16 protein-coding genes are annotated in these 14,922 nt (G+C 67.3%); 10 read left to right on the top strand and 6 right to left on the bottom strand.

Translation table 11 applies throughout. The features are described from left to right. The first annotated feature begins 114 nt into the window (after positions 1-114). The 5 genes from EOW66_RS10120 (at position 115) to EOW66_RS10100 (ending at position 3,511) form a co-directional block, all read left to right on the top strand. Positions 115-744 (top strand): ATP-dependent Clp protease proteolytic subunit, encoded by a 630-nt coding sequence (locus EOW66_RS10120; protein ID WP_128156251.1) that lies wholly within the window; start codon positions 115-117, stop codon positions 742-744. Positions 745-858: 114 nt separating this feature from the next. Continuing rightward, on the top strand, positions 859-2,127 hold the full coding sequence (gene clpX / locus EOW66_RS10115; protein WP_128156250.1) for an ATP-dependent Clp protease ATP-binding subunit ClpX: 1,269 nt from the start codon (positions 859-861) through the stop codon (positions 2,125-2,127). 94 nt (positions 2,128-2,221) lie between these two features. Continuing rightward, positions 2,222-2,602: an NADH:ubiquinone oxidoreductase subunit NDUFA12 gene (locus EOW66_RS10110; RefSeq protein ID WP_128156249.1), complete on the top strand. Its 381-nt coding sequence runs from the start codon at positions 2,222-2,224 to the stop codon at positions 2,600-2,602. 37 nt (positions 2,603-2,639) lie between these two features. Beyond that, complete coding sequence (gene mlaD, locus EOW66_RS10105; protein ID WP_113900704.1) at positions 2,640-3,137, top strand: outer membrane lipid asymmetry maintenance protein MlaD; 498 nt, start codon at positions 2,640-2,642, stop codon at positions 3,135-3,137. After that, complete coding sequence (locus tag EOW66_RS10100; RefSeq protein ID WP_113900705.1) at positions 3,134-3,511, top strand: DUF2155 domain-containing protein; 378 nt, start codon at positions 3,134-3,136, stop codon at positions 3,509-3,511. Before mlaD ends, EOW66_RS10100 begins: the two co-directional genes overlap by 4 nt. Here the strand turns inward: EOW66_RS10100 and aat are convergent. The 3 genes from aat to accB all read right to left on the bottom strand — a co-directional run bounded on the left by aat (position 3,475) and on the right by accB (position 6,069). Next, positions 3,475-4,113, bottom strand: a complete 639-nt coding sequence (aat, locus tag EOW66_RS10095; protein WP_128156248.1) for a leucyl/phenylalanyl-tRNA--protein transferase — start codon at positions 4,111-4,113, stop codon at positions 3,475-3,477. The genes EOW66_RS10100 and aat overlap by 37 nt on opposite strands. Positions 4,114-4,229: 116 nt before the next feature. Further along, entirely contained in the window at positions 4,230-5,576 is a 1,347-nt protein-coding gene (gene accC, locus EOW66_RS10090; RefSeq protein ID WP_128156247.1) for an acetyl-CoA carboxylase biotin carboxylase subunit, read from the bottom strand. Positions 5,577-5,586: 10 nt separating this feature from the next. After that, positions 5,587-6,069, bottom strand: coding sequence for an acetyl-CoA carboxylase biotin carboxyl carrier protein (gene accB / locus EOW66_RS10085; RefSeq protein ID WP_128156246.1), 483 nt, complete (start codon positions 6,067-6,069; stop codon positions 5,587-5,589). A 291-nt stretch (positions 6,070-6,360) separates the two neighbouring features. Here accB and EOW66_RS10080 point away from each other — a divergent pair, with 291 nt between their 5' ends. Next, positions 6,361-7,698 (top strand): NAD(P)-dependent oxidoreductase, encoded by a 1,338-nt coding sequence (locus EOW66_RS10080; protein WP_128156245.1) that lies wholly within the window; start codon positions 6,361-6,363, stop codon positions 7,696-7,698. Positions 7,699-7,701: 3 nt separating this feature from the next. Beyond that, on the top strand, positions 7,702-9,021 hold the full coding sequence (gene preA / locus EOW66_RS10075) for an NAD-dependent dihydropyrimidine dehydrogenase subunit PreA (RefSeq protein WP_128156244.1): 1,320 nt from the start codon (positions 7,702-7,704) through the stop codon (positions 9,019-9,021). A gap of 6 nt (positions 9,022-9,027) precedes the next feature. Here the strand turns inward: preA and EOW66_RS10070 are convergent, their stop codons facing one another. The 3 genes from EOW66_RS10070 to EOW66_RS10060 form a co-directional block, all read right to left on the bottom strand. Further along, the gene (locus EOW66_RS10070) at positions 9,028-9,603 is read right to left on the bottom strand and encodes a hypothetical protein (protein WP_128156243.1); all 576 of its coding nucleotides are present in this window, start codon (positions 9,601-9,603) and stop codon (positions 9,028-9,030) included. 106 nt (positions 9,604-9,709) lie between these two features. After that, complete coding sequence (locus EOW66_RS10065) at positions 9,710-10,321, bottom strand: TetR family transcriptional regulator C-terminal domain-containing protein (protein ID WP_113900730.1); 612 nt, start codon at positions 10,319-10,321, stop codon at positions 9,710-9,712. Between the two features lie 244 nt (positions 10,322-10,565). After that, the gene (locus tag EOW66_RS10060; protein WP_239017560.1) at positions 10,566-11,144 is read right to left on the bottom strand and encodes a TetR/AcrR family transcriptional regulator; all 579 of its coding nucleotides are present in this window, start codon (positions 11,142-11,144) and stop codon (positions 10,566-10,568) included. A 205-nt stretch (positions 11,145-11,349) separates the two neighbouring features. On the opposite strand from EOW66_RS10060, the gene EOW66_RS10055 reads away from it, so the two are divergent. The 3 genes from EOW66_RS10055 (at position 11,350) to EOW66_RS10045 (ending at position 14,914) form a co-directional block, all read left to right on the top strand. Continuing rightward, positions 11,350-12,600, top strand: a complete 1,251-nt coding sequence (locus EOW66_RS10055) for a Zn-dependent hydrolase (protein ID WP_128156241.1) — start codon at positions 11,350-11,352, stop codon at positions 12,598-12,600. A gap of 71 nt (positions 12,601-12,671) precedes the next feature. Beyond that, positions 12,672-14,126 carry a dihydropyrimidinase gene (gene hydA / locus EOW66_RS10050; protein ID WP_128156240.1) on the top strand — a complete coding sequence of 485 codons (1,455 nt, stop codon included), beginning with the start codon at positions 12,672-12,674 and terminating at the stop codon, positions 14,124-14,126. Further along, positions 14,126-14,914 (top strand): ABC transporter ATP-binding protein, encoded by a 789-nt coding sequence (locus EOW66_RS10045; protein ID WP_128156239.1) that lies wholly within the window; start codon positions 14,126-14,128, stop codon positions 14,912-14,914. Before hydA ends, EOW66_RS10045 begins: the two co-directional genes overlap by 1 nt. The last annotated feature ends 8 nt before the right edge of the window (positions 14,915-14,922 follow it).

Genomic DNA, 14,922 nt, shown 5'->3' with positions numbered 1-14,922 from the left:
GCACTTGCGGCATCAACTGTTGCCGGCTGCCCTTGCAGCGTCCTGCCCGCGCCACTAAGACTCGGGTAAAGTTCCGCGTCCATCGTGACGCAAGACCGCAGGGAAGGCTGAGGAATGAAGGATCCGATCGACCTCTACATGAACACGCTGGTGCCGATGGTGGTCGAACAGACCTCGCGTGGCGAGCGTGCCTATGACATCTACTCGCGCCTGCTGAAGGAGCGGATCATCTTCCTCGCGGGGCCGGTGCATGACGGCATGTCGACGCTGATCTGCGCGCAGCTGCTGTTCCTCGAGGCGGAGAACCCGACCAAGGAAATCGCGATGTACATCAACAGCCCGGGCGGCGTGGTGACCTCGGGTCTGTCGATCTACGACACGATGCAGTACATCCGGCCGAAGGTCTCGACGCTCGTCATCGGCCAGGCGGCCTCGATGGGCTCGCTGCTGCTGCAGGCCGGCGAGAAGGGCATGCGCTTCTCGCTGCCGAACTCGCGCGTGATGGTGCACCAGCCTTCGGGCGGCTATCAGGGCCAGGCCACCGACATCATGATCCACGCCCAGGAGACGCAGAAGCTGAAGCGCCGCCTGAACGAGATCTACGTCAAGCACACCGGCAACGATTACGAGACCGTCGAGGCGGCGCTCGAGCGCGACAACTTCATGTCGGCCGAGGATGCGAAGGCCTGGGGCCTGATCGACGACATCCTCGACAGCCGCGGCAAGGCCGAGGCGGAGAAGTGATCCTTCCCCGGGACGGGGCAGGATTTTTGACATTGTGATGACCATGGGGCTGCCCTAAACTTCAGGGGCGGCCCACCCAGGGACCCGCGTTCCGGGCCAGAGCAGAGGAAGACGATGGCGAACAATTCCGGCTCCGACAGCAAGAACACGCTCTACTGCTCGTTCTGCGGCAAGAGCCAGCATGAGGTGCGCAAGCTGATTGCGGGCCCGACCGTGTTCATCTGCGACGAATGCGTCGAGCTGTGCATGGACATCATCCGCGAGGAGACGAAGAGCTCGGGGCTCAAGTCGACCGACGGGGTGCCCACGCCGCGCGACATCTGCAAGGTGCTCGACGATTACGTGATCGGTCAGATGCATGCGAAGCGCGTGCTCTCGGTCGCGGTGCACAACCATTACAAACGGCTGAACAACAGCGCGAAGTCCGACATCGAGCTGTCGAAGTCGAACATCCTGCTGATCGGGCCGACCGGCTGCGGCAAGACGCTGCTGGCGCAGACGCTGGCGCGCATCCTTGATGTGCCCTTCACCATGGCCGATGCGACGACGCTGACCGAAGCCGGCTATGTCGGCGAGGATGTCGAGAACATCATCCTGAAGCTGTTGCAGGCGAGCGAATACAACGTCGAGCGGGCGCAGCGCGGCATCGTCTACATCGACGAGGTCGACAAGATCACCCGCAAGTCGGACAACCCCTCGATCACCCGCGACGTCTCGGGCGAGGGCGTGCAGCAGGCGCTGCTGAAGATCATGGAGGGCACCGTTGCCTCCGTGCCGCCGCAGGGCGGGCGCAAGCATCCGCAGCAGGAATTCCTGCAGGTCGACACCACGAACATCCTGTTCATCTGCGGCGGCGCCTTTGCCGGCCTCGACCGGATCATCGCGCAGCGCGGCAAGGGCTCGGCGATGGGCTTCGGCGCGGTGGTGAAAGGGCCCGACGAGCGGTCGGCGGGCGAGCTGTTCAAGGAGCTCGAGCCGGAAGACCTGCTGAAATTCGGCCTGATCCCCGAGTTCGTCGGCCGTCTGCCGGTGATCGCCACGCTCGAGGATCTCGACGAGGACGCGCTGGTCACCATCCTGACCGAGCCGAAGAACGCGCTGGTGAAGCAGTATCAGCGTCTCTTCGACATCGAGGGCGTGAAGCTGAGCTTCACCCCCGATGCGCTGAGCGCCATCGCCAAACGCGCGATCAAGCGCAAGACCGGCGCGCGCGGCCTGCGCTCGATCATGGAAGACATCCTGCTCGACACCATGTTCGAGCTGCCCGGCATGACCGGCGTGCAGGAGGTCGTGGTGAACGAGGAGGCGGTCGAGACCGCCGAGGCGAAACCGCTGCTGATCTACGCGGAAAACGCGAAGAAAGAGCCGAAAAGCGCCAGCTGAGCGCGGGGCGGGCGCAGGCCCGCCCTTTTCGCAAGCGGCTCTGGACCTTGCCGCGCAACAGGCTATAAACGGGCAAAAGCCCGCGGAGGATGGCATGAACTTTCTGCTTCGCATTTTTACCTGGTGGAACCAGTCCCAGACCTCGGGGATCCGGATGTTCACGGCCCGCAAGGGCGTGAAGGTGGGCGAGGATGCGGAAGGCAACGTCTATTACCAGACCAAGGACGGCAAGCGTCGCTGGGTGATCTACAACGGCGAGATCGAGGCGAGCCGCATTCCGCCGGAATGGCACGGCTGGATCCACTTCACCTGGGACGAGCCGCCGACCAAGGTCGCCGTTGCGCATAAATCGTGGGAGCTGCCGCATCTGGCGAACCGCACCGGCACCGACGCGGCCTATGTGCCGGCCGGCTCGATTCGGCGTGACGCGCCGGTCGAACGGCGCGACTACGAGGCCTGGCAGCCGGCCGAATGAGGCCGGGGCCCTGCCGGGTCCCTGCGCAGGAGAGATCATGAGCGAGAATCGCGTTGAAGTGCTGACCGGGGCGGTCGTTCTGGCTGTCGCCGCCGGCTTCCTGTTCTGGGCCGGCAAGGGGCACAGCTTCGGCACCGCTGCGGGCAGCTATCCGTTGCATGCCTCGTTCCGCTCGGTCGAGGGGGTGACGCCGGGCACCGACGTGCGCATGGCGGGGGTCAAGATCGGCACCGTCACCGACATCCGGCTCGATACCAAGACCTTCTTCGCCGACACCTCGGTCGCAATCAACAAGGGCGTCGAGTTGCCCGACGATTCGCAGATCATCGTCGCCTCCGAGGGGCTGATGGGCGGCTCGTTCATCGAGATCCTGCCGGGCGGCAGCGTCGACAACTTTGCTCCGGGCGACGAGATCCTCGACACCCAGGGCGCGGTCTCGACGCTCGGGCTGCTGATGAAATTCGTCGGCGGCGGCGCGGACAAGCCGAAGGATGCGACCGGCACCGATGCCGGCGCCACCGGGGCGCCGCAATGATCGCGGCCCTGCGCGCCGCGGCGCTGGCGCTCGCAGTCGGGGCGACGGCGGCTGTCGCGCAGGATGGCGGCGACGGGCTGGCCGAGGCATCCGGCGCGGTGCTGCGCGGTCTCGACAAGGTGTCGGCGACCGCATCCGACATCGTGCTGGCGGTGGGCCAGACCGTTGAATTCGGTCATCTCCAGGTGACGCTGAAGGAATGCCGCTATCCGGCGGATGACCCCTCGTCGAACGCCTATGCCTATCTCATCATCACCGATCCGAACGTCGCGCAGCCGGTGTTCGAGGGCTGGATGATCGCCGACAGCCCGGCGCTCTCGGCGCTCGACCATCAGCGCTATGACGTCTGGGTCATGCGCTGCAAGACCGACTGAGCATCGGGCACCGGGGCCGCGGTGAAATCGGCGGCCAGGGGCAGCGCCGCAGCGAGCCGGCGGCGATACTCGAGCCGCGGGATCTCGACCCCTCCAAGGCTTGCCAGATGCGGCGTCAGGTATTGCGTGTCGAACAGCACAAACCCGGTCTGCTGCAGCCGGTCGACGGTGTAGGTCAGCGCCACCTTCGAGGCATCGGGCACGCGCGAGAACATGCTCTCGCCGAAGAAGGCGCCGCCCAGCGTCACGCCGAACACCCCGCCGACCAGCGCGCCCCCTTGCCAGACCTCGAGCGAATGGGCGTGCCCGATCGCGAAGAGCGCGTCATAGAGGGTGAAGAGCGGGCCGTTGATCCAGGTTTCCTCGCGCGCGGCGCAGGCCTCGACCACGGCACGGAAGGCGGTGTCGATGCGGATCTCGAAGCCGCCGCGGCGGATCGTGCGGGCAAGCGAGCGCGAGACATGGAAGCCCCTGAGCGGCACGATGCCGCGGGCGTGCGGCTCGAACCACAGAAGTTCAGGATCGTCGCGGCTTTGCGCCATCGGGAAGATGCCGTGGGCATAGCCCGAAAGCAGCATCTCTGCGGTCAGTCCCTGCACCATCGGCCCCCCTTTGCTGCACTGGCACAATGGGCCGGAATCGGGGCGGGTTCAAACGGGTTTGTGCAAAGAAAAACGCCCCCTTGCGGGGGCGTTTCTGTATCCGGGGGCCGGGCGGTTCAGCCGTAGGTCTTCTTCAGCCACTTCTCGAGCCAGTGGATCGAGTAGTCGCCCTTCAGGATGTCGGGCTCCTGCAGCAGCGCGGTGAACAGCGGCACCGTGGTGTCGACGCCATCGACGATCAGCTCGCTCAGCGCCCGGCTGAGACGCGCCAGCGCCTCCTGCCGGTCACGCCCGTGCACGATCAGCTTGCCGATCAGGCTGTCGTAATAGGGCGGGATCTTGTAGCCGTCGTACAGCGCCGAATCGACGCGCACACCGAGCCCGCCCGGGGCGTGGTACTGGGTGATGCGGCCGGGGCAGGGGGAGAAGTTCGGCAACCGCTCGGCGTTGATCCGCACTTCGATCGCGGCGCCGCGGATCTTCAGGTCTTCCTGGCGGAATTCCATCGCCTCACCGGCCGCGACGCGGATCTGCTCGCGCACCAGATCGACGCCGAAGATCGCCTCGGTCACCGGGTGTTCCACCTGCAGCCGGGTGTTCATCTCGATGAAATAGAACTCGCCGTCCTCGAACAGGAACTCGATCGTGCCGGCGCCCGAATAGCCGAGCTTGGCCATCGCGTCGGCACAGATCTTGCCGATCCGCGTGCGCTGTTCGGGGGTGATGCAGGGGCCGGGGGCCTCTTCCAGCACCTTCTGGTGGCGGCGCTGCAGCGAGCAGTCGCGCTCGCCCAGATGCACGGCGCGGCCCTTGCCATCGCCGAAGACCTGGATCTCGATGTGACGCGGCTTCTGGAGATATTTCTCCATGTAGACCTCGTCATTGCCGAAGGCGGCCTTCGCCTCCGAGCGCGCGGTGCGGAAGGCGATCTCGAGTTCGGCCTCGGTCTCGGCGACCTTCATGCCGCGCCCGCCGCCGCCGGCGGTGGCCTTGATGATCACCGGATAGCCGATCTCGGCCGCGGTGCGCTTCGCCTCGTCGACGTCATGCACGCCACCGGCCGAGCCCGGCACCACCGGAATGCCGAGGCTCTTCGCGGTTTCCTTGGCGGTGATCTTGTCGCCCATGATGCGGATATGCTCCGCCGAGGGGCCGATGAAGGTGATGCCGTGATCCTCGAGCACCTGCACGAAGTTCGCGTTTTCCGAAAGGAAGCCATAGCCCGGGTGGATCGCCTGGGCGCCGGTGATCTCGCAGGCGGCGACGATCGCGGGGATCGAGAGATAGCTCTCGGACGACGGCGGCGGGCCGATGCAGACGCTCTCGTCGGCCATGCGCACATGCATGGCGTCGGTGTCGGCGGTCGAGTGCACCGCGACCGAGGCGATCCCCATCTCGCGGCAGGCGCGGATCACCCGCAGGGCGATCTCGCCCCGGTTGGCGATCAGGATCTTGTCGAACATGGGCATGCCCTCACTCGACGATCATCAGCGCCGAGCCGTATTCGACCGGCGTGCCGTCGTCGACGAGGATGCGCTTGACCGTGCCCGAATGCGGCGCCGGGATGTGGTTCATCGTCTTCATCGCCTCGACGATCAGCAGGGTCTGGCCCTCCTTCACCGTGTCGCCGACCTTGACGAAGGCATTGGCGCCCGGTTCCGGCGCCAGATAGGCGGTGCCGACCATCGGCGAGGTCACGGCGCCGGGCAGCGAGGCCGGGTCGGCATCGACCGCGGCGGCGGGAGCGGCGGCCGCAACCGGCGCAGCGGCGGGGGCCGCATAGACGGGGGCGGGGGCCGCGGCGATCACCGTCGCCTGCTTCACCACGCGCACTTCGAGGCTGTCATCCTCGCCGTATTCCCGCACAACCGAGATTTCGGTGAGGTCGTTGCTGTTCAGAAGCTCGGCGAGCGCCTGAATGAAAGCCACGTCGTTTTCATGGGATTGTTTGGTCATGCCGTCCTCAAAGGATGCTGTCAGGTTCTGGTCGGCCCGGTCGTTTGGTGCCGGGCGCCCCGGTATCAGGACCGCCTTATACGCCAGCCGGGCCGGGGAGGAAAGCGCGAACGACTGACGCCGCGGCAGGGCGAAGGCCGGCGATTTCGCCCAATTTTTCGGCAAGACCGCGCGGGATGCCGCGGTTGCGGGCAAATCCCCCCGGATGCGGCGGCGCGGCGTATTTTACCACTTGATAAAATTTTGGCCCGTGCAAGCGTGGGGACAATAACAAAGCCAGGGAGGTCCAAGGTGACCAACAGCCAGTTCACGCCCGGGGTCGCGCCCGGGCGGCTTTCGCCCGAGCTCTATGCGGCGAATTTCCAGGATGTCGCGCCGCCGCTCACCGCCCATGCGGCCGCGGTGGCGGCGGATCGGTGCTATTTCTGCCATGACGCGCCCTGCGCCACGGCCTGCCCGACGACGATCGACATTCCGCTCTTCATCCGGCAGATCGCCACCGGCACGCCCGAGGCGGCGGCGAAGACGATCTTCTCGCAGAACATCCTCGGCGGCATGTGCGCCCGCGTCTGCCCGACCGAGAACCTGTGCGAGGGCGCCTGCGTGCGGATGGAGGCCGAGGGCAAGCCGGTCGAGATCGGCCTGCTGCAACGCTTCGCCACCGACACGGTGCTTGAAAAGCAGGGCCACCCCTTCACCGCCGGCGCGCCCACCGGGCACTCGGTCGCGGTGGTGGGCGGCGGGCCCGCGGGGCTTGCCTGTGCGCACAGGCTTGCGCTCAAGGGCCACAAGGTGACGCTCTACGAGGCGAAGCCGAAGCTTGGCGGGCTCGATGAATACGGCATCGCCGCCTACAAGGCGCCTGATGATTTCGCCGCGCGCGAGGTGGCTTGGCTGTTGCAGGTGGGCGGCATCGAGGTGGTGACGAACTGGGCGCTTGGCCGGGCGGGCGACGGCACGCTCGCGGATCTGCTCGGCCGGCACGACGCCGTCTTCCTCGGCATCGGGCTGTCCGGGGTGAACGCGCTGAACCTGCCGGGGGGCGAGCTTGCGACCCCCGCGACCGCGTTCATCGCGGCGCTGCGGCAGGCCGACGACCTCGCCACCCTGCCGGTCGGGCGCAAGGTGGTGGTGATCGGCGGCGGCATGACGGCGGTCGATGCGGCGGTGCAGGCAAAGCTGCTCGGCGCCGAGACCTCGACCATCGTCTATCGCCGCGCGCAGGCCGAGATGCCGGCCTCGGGTCACGAGCAGGAGCACGCCGCGACGCATGGCGTGCGGATCATCTGCAACGCCGCGCCGGTGGCGATCCATGCCGTCGCGGGCGGGCTCGAGGTCGAGTTCGCGCGCACCGAGACCGGCGGCGCCGGGCTGCGGATGCTCGACGACACCTTCCGGCTGAAGGCGGATCAGGTGCTCTCGGCGATCGGCCAGACGCTTGGCGCGCTGCCCGAGGGGGTGAAGACGGCCGGGCCGAAGATCGGCACCGACGGGGCGGGGCGGACAAGCCTTGCGCGGGTCTGGGCGGGCGGCGACTGCGCGCCCGCGGGCGAGGACCTGACGGTGACCGCCGTCGCGCAGGGGCGCGATGCGGCCGAAGACATCCACTCTTTCCTGATGGGGGCCTGACACATGGCGGACCTGCGCAGCAACTTCATCGGCATCAAGTCGCCGAACCCGTTCTGGCTCGCCTCGGCGCCGCCGACCGACAAGGAATACAACGTCCGCCGCGCCTATGAGGCGGGCTGGGGCGGCGTCGTGTGGAAGACCCTCGGCGCCGAGGGGCCGCCCGTCGTCAACGTCTCGGGGCCGCGCTACGGCGTGATCTATGGCGGCGACCGGCGGGTGATGGGGATCAACAACATCGAGCTGATCACCGACCGCCCGCTCGAGGTCAACCTGCGCGAGATCAAGTCGGTCAAGCGCGACTATCCCGACCGGGCGCTTGTCGTGTCGCTGATGGTGCCCTGCGAGGAGGACAGCTGGAAGGCGATCCTCGCCCATGTCGAGGATACCGGCGCCGACGGCGTCGAGCTGAACTTCGGCTGCCCGCATGGCATGGCCGAACGCGGCATGGGCTCGGCGGTGGGGCAGGTGCCCGAATACATCGAGATGGTGACCCGCTGGGTGAAGCAATATTCGCGCATGCCCTGCATCGTGAAGCTGACGCCCAATGTCACCTCGATCCTGCCGCCGGCGCTTGCCGCGAAGCGCGGCGGGGCGGATGCGGTCAGCCTGATCAACACGATCAAATCGGTGACCTCGGTCAATCTCGACGACTTCTGCCCCGAGCCGATGATCGACGGCAAGGGCACGCATGGCGGCTATTGCGGCCCGGCGGTGAAGCCGATCGCGCTGAACATGGTGGGCGAGATCGCGCGTTACGCCGAGACCCGCGGCCTGCCGATCTCGGGCATCGGCGGCGTCACCACCTGGCGCGACGCGGCCGAGTTCCTGGCGATGGGGGCGGGCAATGTGCAGGTCTGCACCGCGGCGATGACCTATGGCTTCAAGGTGGTGCAGGAGATGATCTCGGGCCTGTCGGACTATATGGACAGGAAGGGCTTCACCTCGGTCGAGGAGATCGTCGGGCGCGCGGTGCCGAATTTCTCGGAATGGCAGCACCTGAACCTGAACCACGTCACCAAGGCGGTGATCGACCAGGAGGATTGCATCAAGTGCGGGCGCTGCTATGCCGCCTGCGAGGACACCTCGCACCAGGCGATCGCGATGAGCGAGGACCGCACCTTCACCGTGAAGGACGAGGAATGCGTCGCCTGCAACCTCTGCGTCGATGTCTGCCCGGTCGATTGCATCAGCATGAAGACCCTGCCGCTTGGCACGGTGGACCCGCGCACCGGGCGCAAGGTTGCGCCCTATGCGAACTGGACGACGCATCCGAACAACCCGGGCTCGTCGAACTACACCGGCGGCATCGCCGCGGCAGAGTGATCCCGCTCAGCGCGTCACGTCGAGGCTTGGCCCCGGCGGGACCGCGCCCCTGACCTCGGCCCCGAGCGGCCAGGCGCCCCGCGGCAAGGTCGCGGGGCGTTCGTCTGACGCGGGGGCGGTGGCGCTGGCTTGCGCCGGCGCGACGGCGGGTCGCATCGGAACGACCTGCGCCGCGACCGTGGCCGCAAGGTCTTCGCCGGCGGGCGCGCGAAGAGAAGACATCTCGTGCAGCGGGCGCGGGCGCAGGGCGGCGACATGCGCCTCGAGCGGCGTCACCTCGAAGGCCGGGGGCGGCCCGGTCGGCGCATCGGGGTCCGGCGCAGCCTCGATCCGCGGCACGATGGCCCTGGCGGCGTCCGGCCCGGCCGGATCGGCTCCGGTGCCGTCCTGTCGCAACAGGCTGCGGATCCGGGCCACGAAATCGGTGCCGCTGCCGGTGTCGACATCCGCCCCCATCCCGCCGGCGGTGTCGGCGCTGCTGCGGACCGGCTCGACGGTGGTGGCAGGGGCGGCCTTCGGTGCAGCCGGAACCAGCTGCGGCGACCAGCCGATCTGGGGCAGCACTCCGGAAATCCGGTCCATTCCCAACCTCCTCGCCCGGTTCCTCCACGGGTTCACTCTGTGCCCTCGGGGTTATCCGCGGGTAAATCCGGGAGGGTTTATTTCAGGGAGTGGTTAATGCAGCCGCTCAGGGGGCGAGCAGCCGCTCGAACAGCGTGTCGAGGAACTGCCCGGCCTCGTCGAGCGGGTCGCGCCCGGGGCCGAGCACGGCGCGCACCTGCACGTCGAAATCGGCGTAGTGCTGGGTCAGCGCCCAGATCGAGAAAATCAGGTGATGGGGATCGACCGGGGCGATGCGGCCGGCCTCGGACCAGGCGCGGATCACCGCCGCCTTCTCGTCCACAAGCTCCTTCAGCTCGCTGCCCAGAAGCGCGCTCATCCGCGGCGCGCCTTGCAAGATCTCGTTGGCAAAGAGGCGGCTCTCGCGCGGCATCTCGCGGCTCATCTCGAGCTTGCGGTGCATGTAGGCCATGATTTCGGCCTTGGGCTCGCCCGCCGGGTCCATCGCGCGCAGCGGCGCCAGCCAGTCGTCGAGCAGCCCGCTCAGCAGCTCGACGTGGATCGCCTCCTTCGAGGGGAAGTAGTAGAGCAGGTTCGGCTTCGACAGCCCCGCCGCCTGGGCGATCTGGTCGAGCGTCGCACCGCGGAAGCCCTGCGCCGAGAACACCTCGAGCGCGGCCTCGAGGATGGTCCCGATGTTGCGGCGCTGGATGCGGGTGCGCGGACGCTGGGGCGTGATCTCGGCCAAATTCTCTCCTCCGGATCCTCGCGGTATACTTCAGGTTTCCGGGGGGTTCAACGGATCGGGGCCGGTTCTGCGCCGGCAGGGGCCGGAGGCCGCGAGGCCCCGGTCCCGCGGTGGACGGGCGGGGGCGGACTGCAGGCGCGGGCCGGCGGGCGACCGGGCGCCGCCGCCGAAGGCCACGATCCATGCCAGCCCTGTGCGGCGGTGCCCGGAAGTCGTTGATTTTCCCTGATCCGGATCAGGATTTCGGCGCGGCGCCGATGCCGCGCAGGATGATCTCCTTGACCGAGGCCTTGGCCGCGGCCCAGTCTTCCTCGCTCAGCGGGCCGCCGTTCAGCACCTCGATCTGATGGCCGAAATCGGCGTAATGCTGGGTCGCGGCCCAGAGCATGTAGAGCAGGTGCTCGGGGTTCACCTCGGCCATCTTGCCCTCGGCGATCCAGCGCCGGATCACCGCCGCGCGCCCCGCCGTCCAGTCGCGCAGCGTGGTCTCCAGATAATCCTGGATCACCGGCGCGCCATGCATCACCTCCGACGCCCAGACCTTCGAGCCATTCGCATGCCGGCGCGAGATCTCGAGCTTGGCGTCGATATAGGCGCCGATGCCCTCGGCCGGGCCGGCGGCATCGTCCATCACATTCGCCGCGGCCAGCCAGATCCGGAAGATGCGCTCGACCACGGCGCGATAGAGCGCCTCCTTGGTGGCGAAATAGTAATGCAGATTGGCTTTCGGCAGGCCCGCCATGTCGGCGATCAATTGCATTGTCGCGCCGCCGAAACCGGCCTCGGCAAAGACGGTTTCGGCCGCCTTGAGGATCGTTTCCTCGTTCGCCTTGCGGTTTGCGGTGCGGCGCCCATTTTTTGGGCGTCCTGCTGCGGTGGTTTCGTTCACGGCGCCCCCTGCGGTGGAAAACTTGTTGACCGGATGGTCAGGACGTGGCTCCCTCAACCTGACCATACGGTCAGAAAAAGATTCGTCGCAAGAGGGCAAGACGCCCCGCAGTCGACAGGGAGTTCGCAAGATGTCTGCACCCGGAGAAAACCTCCGCATCAATTCCGCACGCCTGTGGGACAGCCTGATGGAGATGGCGAAGATCGGCCCCGGCGTGGCCGGCGGCAACAACCGCCAGACCCTGACCGATGCCGACGCCGAGGGCCGCGCGCTGTTCCAGAGCTGGTGCGAGGCCGCGGGCCTGACGATGGGCGTCGACCAGATGGGCACGATGTTCATGCGCCGCGAGGGCACCGAGCCCGACGCGCTGCCGGTCTATATCGGCTCGCATCTCGACACCCAGCCGACGGGCGGCAAATATGATGGCGTGCTGGGCGTTCTGGCCGGGCTCGAGACGCTGCGCACGATGAACGATCTGGGGATCAGGACAAAGCATCCGATCGTGCTGACGAACTGGGCGAACGAGGAGGGGGCGCGCTTTGCCCCGGCGATGCTCGCCTCGGGCGTCTTCGCGGGCGTGCATACGCTCGACTACGCCTATGGCCGCAAGGACCTCGAGGGCAAGACCTATGGCGCCGAGCTCGAGCGGATCGGCTGGAAGGGCAGCGAAGCGGTCGGCGCGCGCAAGATGCACGCCTATTTCGAATATCACATCGAACAGGGGCCGATCCTCGAGGCCGAGGAGAAGACGATCGGCGTCGTCACCCATTGCCAGGGGCTGTGGTGGCTCGAGTTCACCCTGACCGGCAAGGAGGCGCATACCGGCTCGACGCCGATGGCGATGCGGGTGAACGCGGGCCTCGCGATGGCACGGATCTTCGAGATGGTGCAGGAGGTGACGATGGCCGCCCAGCCGAACGCCGTGGGCGGCGTCGGGCAGGTGACCTTCTCGCCCAATTCGCGCAACGTGCTGCCCGGCACGGTGGTCTTCACCGTCGACATCCGCACCGTCGATCAGGAAAAGCTCGACGCGATGCGCGCCGCGATCGAGACCCGCGCCGCGGCGATCTGTGCCGAGCTCGGCGTCGGCTGTGCGGTCGAGGCGGTGGGCCATTTCGACCCGGTGACCTTCACGCCGGAACTCGTGGGCCGGGTCCGCGCGGCGGCCGAAAAGCTGGGCTACAGCCACATGGACATCGTCTCGGGCGCCGGCCACGATGCCTGCTGGGCCGCCAAGGTGGCGCCGACCACGATGATCATGTGCCCCTGCGTCGGCGGTCTGAGCCACAACGAGGCCGAGGAGATCAGCCCCGACTGGGCCGCGGCCGGCGCGGATGTGCTGCTGCATGCGGTGCTCGAGACGGCGGAAGTCGTCGCCTGAGGCACGGCCGGGGGCGCTGCCCCCGGACCCCCGGAGTATTTCGGCCAGGAAAAAGGCCAAGGGAGTTATCCATGACCACCACAGTCATCAAGAACGGAACCATCGTCACCGCCGATCTGACCTACAAGGCGGACGTGCTGATCGAGGGCGGCAAGATCATCGAAATCGGGCCGGATCTGGCGGGCGACGCGGTGCTCGAGGCCGAGGGCTGCTATGTCATGCCCGGCGGCATCGACCCGCACACCCATCTCGAGTTTCCCTTCATGGGGACCTTCTCGGCCGATGATTTCGACTATGGCACGCGCGCGGCGCTGGCGGGCGGCACGACGATGGTCGTCGATTTCGCGGTGCCGGCGCCGGGGCAGAGCCTGCTCGACGCCTACAAGGCCTGGCACAACAAGTCGGCGCGGGCGCGCTGCGACTATTCCTTCCACATGGCGGTGACCTGGTGGGGCGAGCAGGTCTTCGAGGAGATGAAGGAGGTCGTCGGCCTCGGCATCACCACCTTCAAGCATTTCATGGCCTACAAGGGCTCGCTGATGGTGAATGACGATGAGCTGTTCGCCTCGTTCAAGCGCTGTGCGGAACTCGGCGCGATCCCGCTCGTCCATGCCGAGAACGGCGATATCGTTGCCGAGATGTCGGCAAAGCTCTTGGCCGAGGGCAACACCGGGCCCGAGGCGCATGCCTATTCGCGCCCCTCGCAGGTCGAGGGCGAGGCCACCAACCGCGCGATCATGATCGCCGACATGGCGGGGGTGCCGCTTTACGTCGTGCACACCTCCTGCGAGGAGGCGCACGAGGCGATCCGCCGCGCCAAGATGAACGGCAAGCGGGTCTGGGGCGAGCCGCTGATCCAGCATCTGACGCTTGACGAGAGCGAATATGCGAACCCCGACTGGGATCACGCCGCGGGCCGGGTGATGTCGCCGCCCTTCCGCAACAAGAAGCATCAGGACAGCCTCTGGGCCGGGCTCGCCTCGGGCACGCTGAGCTGTGTCGCCACCGACCATTGCGCCTTCACCGTCGAGCAGAAGCGCTATGGCGTCGGCGATTTCACCAAGATCCCGAATGGCACCGGGGGCCTTGAGGACCGGATGCCGGTGCTGTGGGAGAAGGGCGTGAACACCGGTCGGATCACGATGAACGAATTCGTCGCCGTGACCTCGACGAATATCGCGAAGATCCTGAACTGCTATCCGAAGAAGGGTGCGGTGCTGGTCGGCTCGGACGCCGATCTGGTGGTCTGGGACCCGGAAGTGTCGAAGGTGATTTCCGCCAAGACCCAGCAATCGGCGATCGAATACAACGTCTTCGAGGGCATCGAGGTGCACGGCCTGCCGCGCTACACGCTGTCGCGGGGGATGCTCGCCTATGCCGATGGCAAGGTGCTGGCGCCCGAGGGCCATGGCGAATTCGTGGCGCGCGCGCCGAACGGCACGGTCAACCGCGCGCTCTCGACCTGGAAGGAGCTCACCGCGCCGCGTCCGGTCGCGCGTGCCGGCATTCCGGCCTCGGGGGTGTGATGGCAGCGATCCCGATCATCGAGGCGCGGGGCGTCGATCTGGTCTTTCAGACCAACGACGGCCCCGTGCAGGCGCTGCGCGATGTAAACCTCGAGGTCGCGAAGGGGGAGTTCGTCTCCTTCATCGGGCCCTCGGGCTGCGGCAAGACCACCTTCCTGCGCTGCATTGCGGCGCTCGAAACCCCCACCGGCGGCACGCTGAAGGTGCGCGGCATGAGCGCCGACGACGCCCGCCGCGAACGCAGCTATGGCTATGTGTTCCAGGCGGCGGGGCTCTACCCCTGGCGCACCATCGCCGGCAACATCCGCCTGCCGCTCGAGATCATGGGCTATCCGAAAGCCGATCAGGAGGCGCGGGTCGAGAAGGTGCTCGAGCTGGTCGACCTCAAGGGCTTTGGCAAGAAGTTCCCCTGGCAGCTCTCGGGTGGCATGCAGCAGCGCGCCTCGATCGCGCGCGCGCTCGCTTTTGACGCCGAGATCCTGCTGATGGACGAACCCTTCGGCGCGCTTGACGAAATCGTGCGCGACCGGCTGAACGAGGAGCTTTTGAAGCTCTGGTCGCGCACCGGCAAGACCATCGGCTTCGTCACCCATTCGATCCCCGAGGCGGTGTATCTGTCGACGAAGATCGTGGTGATGAGCCCGCGGCCGGGCCGGATCACCGACGTCATCGACAGCCCGTTGCCGCGCGGCGAGCGGCCGCTTGAAATCCGCGACAGCCGCGAATTCCTCGAGATCGCGCACCGGGTGCGCGAGGGGCTGCGGGCGGGGCATGCCTATGAGGTCTGAGCGCGGCG

This window comes from Paenirhodobacter huangdaonensis (assembly GCF_004022465.1).
Taxonomy (GTDB): Bacteria; Pseudomonadota; Alphaproteobacteria; order Rhodobacterales; family Rhodobacteraceae; genus Rhodobacter; species Rhodobacter huangdaonensis.
Note: the sequence above shows the minus strand (reverse complement) of the source record. Positions and strands in the feature narration are given on the sequence as shown.

What these genes read in the sequence shown, in the direction of transcription:
- EOW66_RS10120 (WP_128156251.1), top strand. Translation starts at nt 115, where the DNA reads ATGAAGGATCCGATCGACCTCTACATGAACACGCTGGTGCCGATGGTG.
- clpX (WP_128156250.1), top strand. Translation starts at nt 859, where the DNA reads ATGGCGAACAATTCCGGCTCCGACAGCAAGAACACGCTCTACTGCTCG.
- EOW66_RS10110 (WP_128156249.1), top strand. Translation starts at nt 2,222, where the DNA reads ATGAACTTTCTGCTTCGCATTTTTACCTGGTGGAACCAGTCCCAGACC.
- mlaD (WP_113900704.1), top strand. Translation starts at nt 2,640, where the DNA reads ATGAGCGAGAATCGCGTTGAAGTGCTGACCGGGGCGGTCGTTCTGGCT.
- EOW66_RS10100 (WP_113900705.1), top strand. Translation starts at nt 3,134, where the DNA reads ATGATCGCGGCCCTGCGCGCCGCGGCGCTGGCGCTCGCAGTCGGGGCG.
- aat (WP_128156248.1), bottom strand. Translation starts at nt 4,113, where the DNA reads ATGGTGCAGGGACTGACCGCAGAGATGCTGCTTTCGGGCTATGCCCAC.
- accC (WP_128156247.1), bottom strand. Translation starts at nt 5,576, where the DNA reads ATGTTCGACAAGATCCTGATCGCCAACCGGGGCGAGATCGCCCTGCGG.
- accB (WP_128156246.1), bottom strand. Translation starts at nt 6,069, where the DNA reads ATGACCAAACAATCCCATGAAAACGACGTGGCTTTCATTCAGGCGCTC.
- preA (WP_128156244.1), top strand. Translation starts at nt 7,702, where the DNA reads ATGGCGGACCTGCGCAGCAACTTCATCGGCATCAAGTCGCCGAACCCG.
- EOW66_RS10070 (WP_128156243.1), bottom strand. Translation starts at nt 9,603, where the DNA reads ATGGACCGGATTTCCGGAGTGCTGCCCCAGATCGGCTGGTCGCCGCAG.
- EOW66_RS10055 (WP_128156241.1), top strand. Translation starts at nt 11,350, where the DNA reads ATGTCTGCACCCGGAGAAAACCTCCGCATCAATTCCGCACGCCTGTGG.
- hydA (WP_128156240.1), top strand. Translation starts at nt 12,672, where the DNA reads ATGACCACCACAGTCATCAAGAACGGAACCATCGTCACCGCCGATCTG.
- EOW66_RS10045 (WP_128156239.1), top strand. Translation starts at nt 14,126, where the DNA reads ATGGCAGCGATCCCGATCATCGAGGCGCGGGGCGTCGATCTGGTCTTT.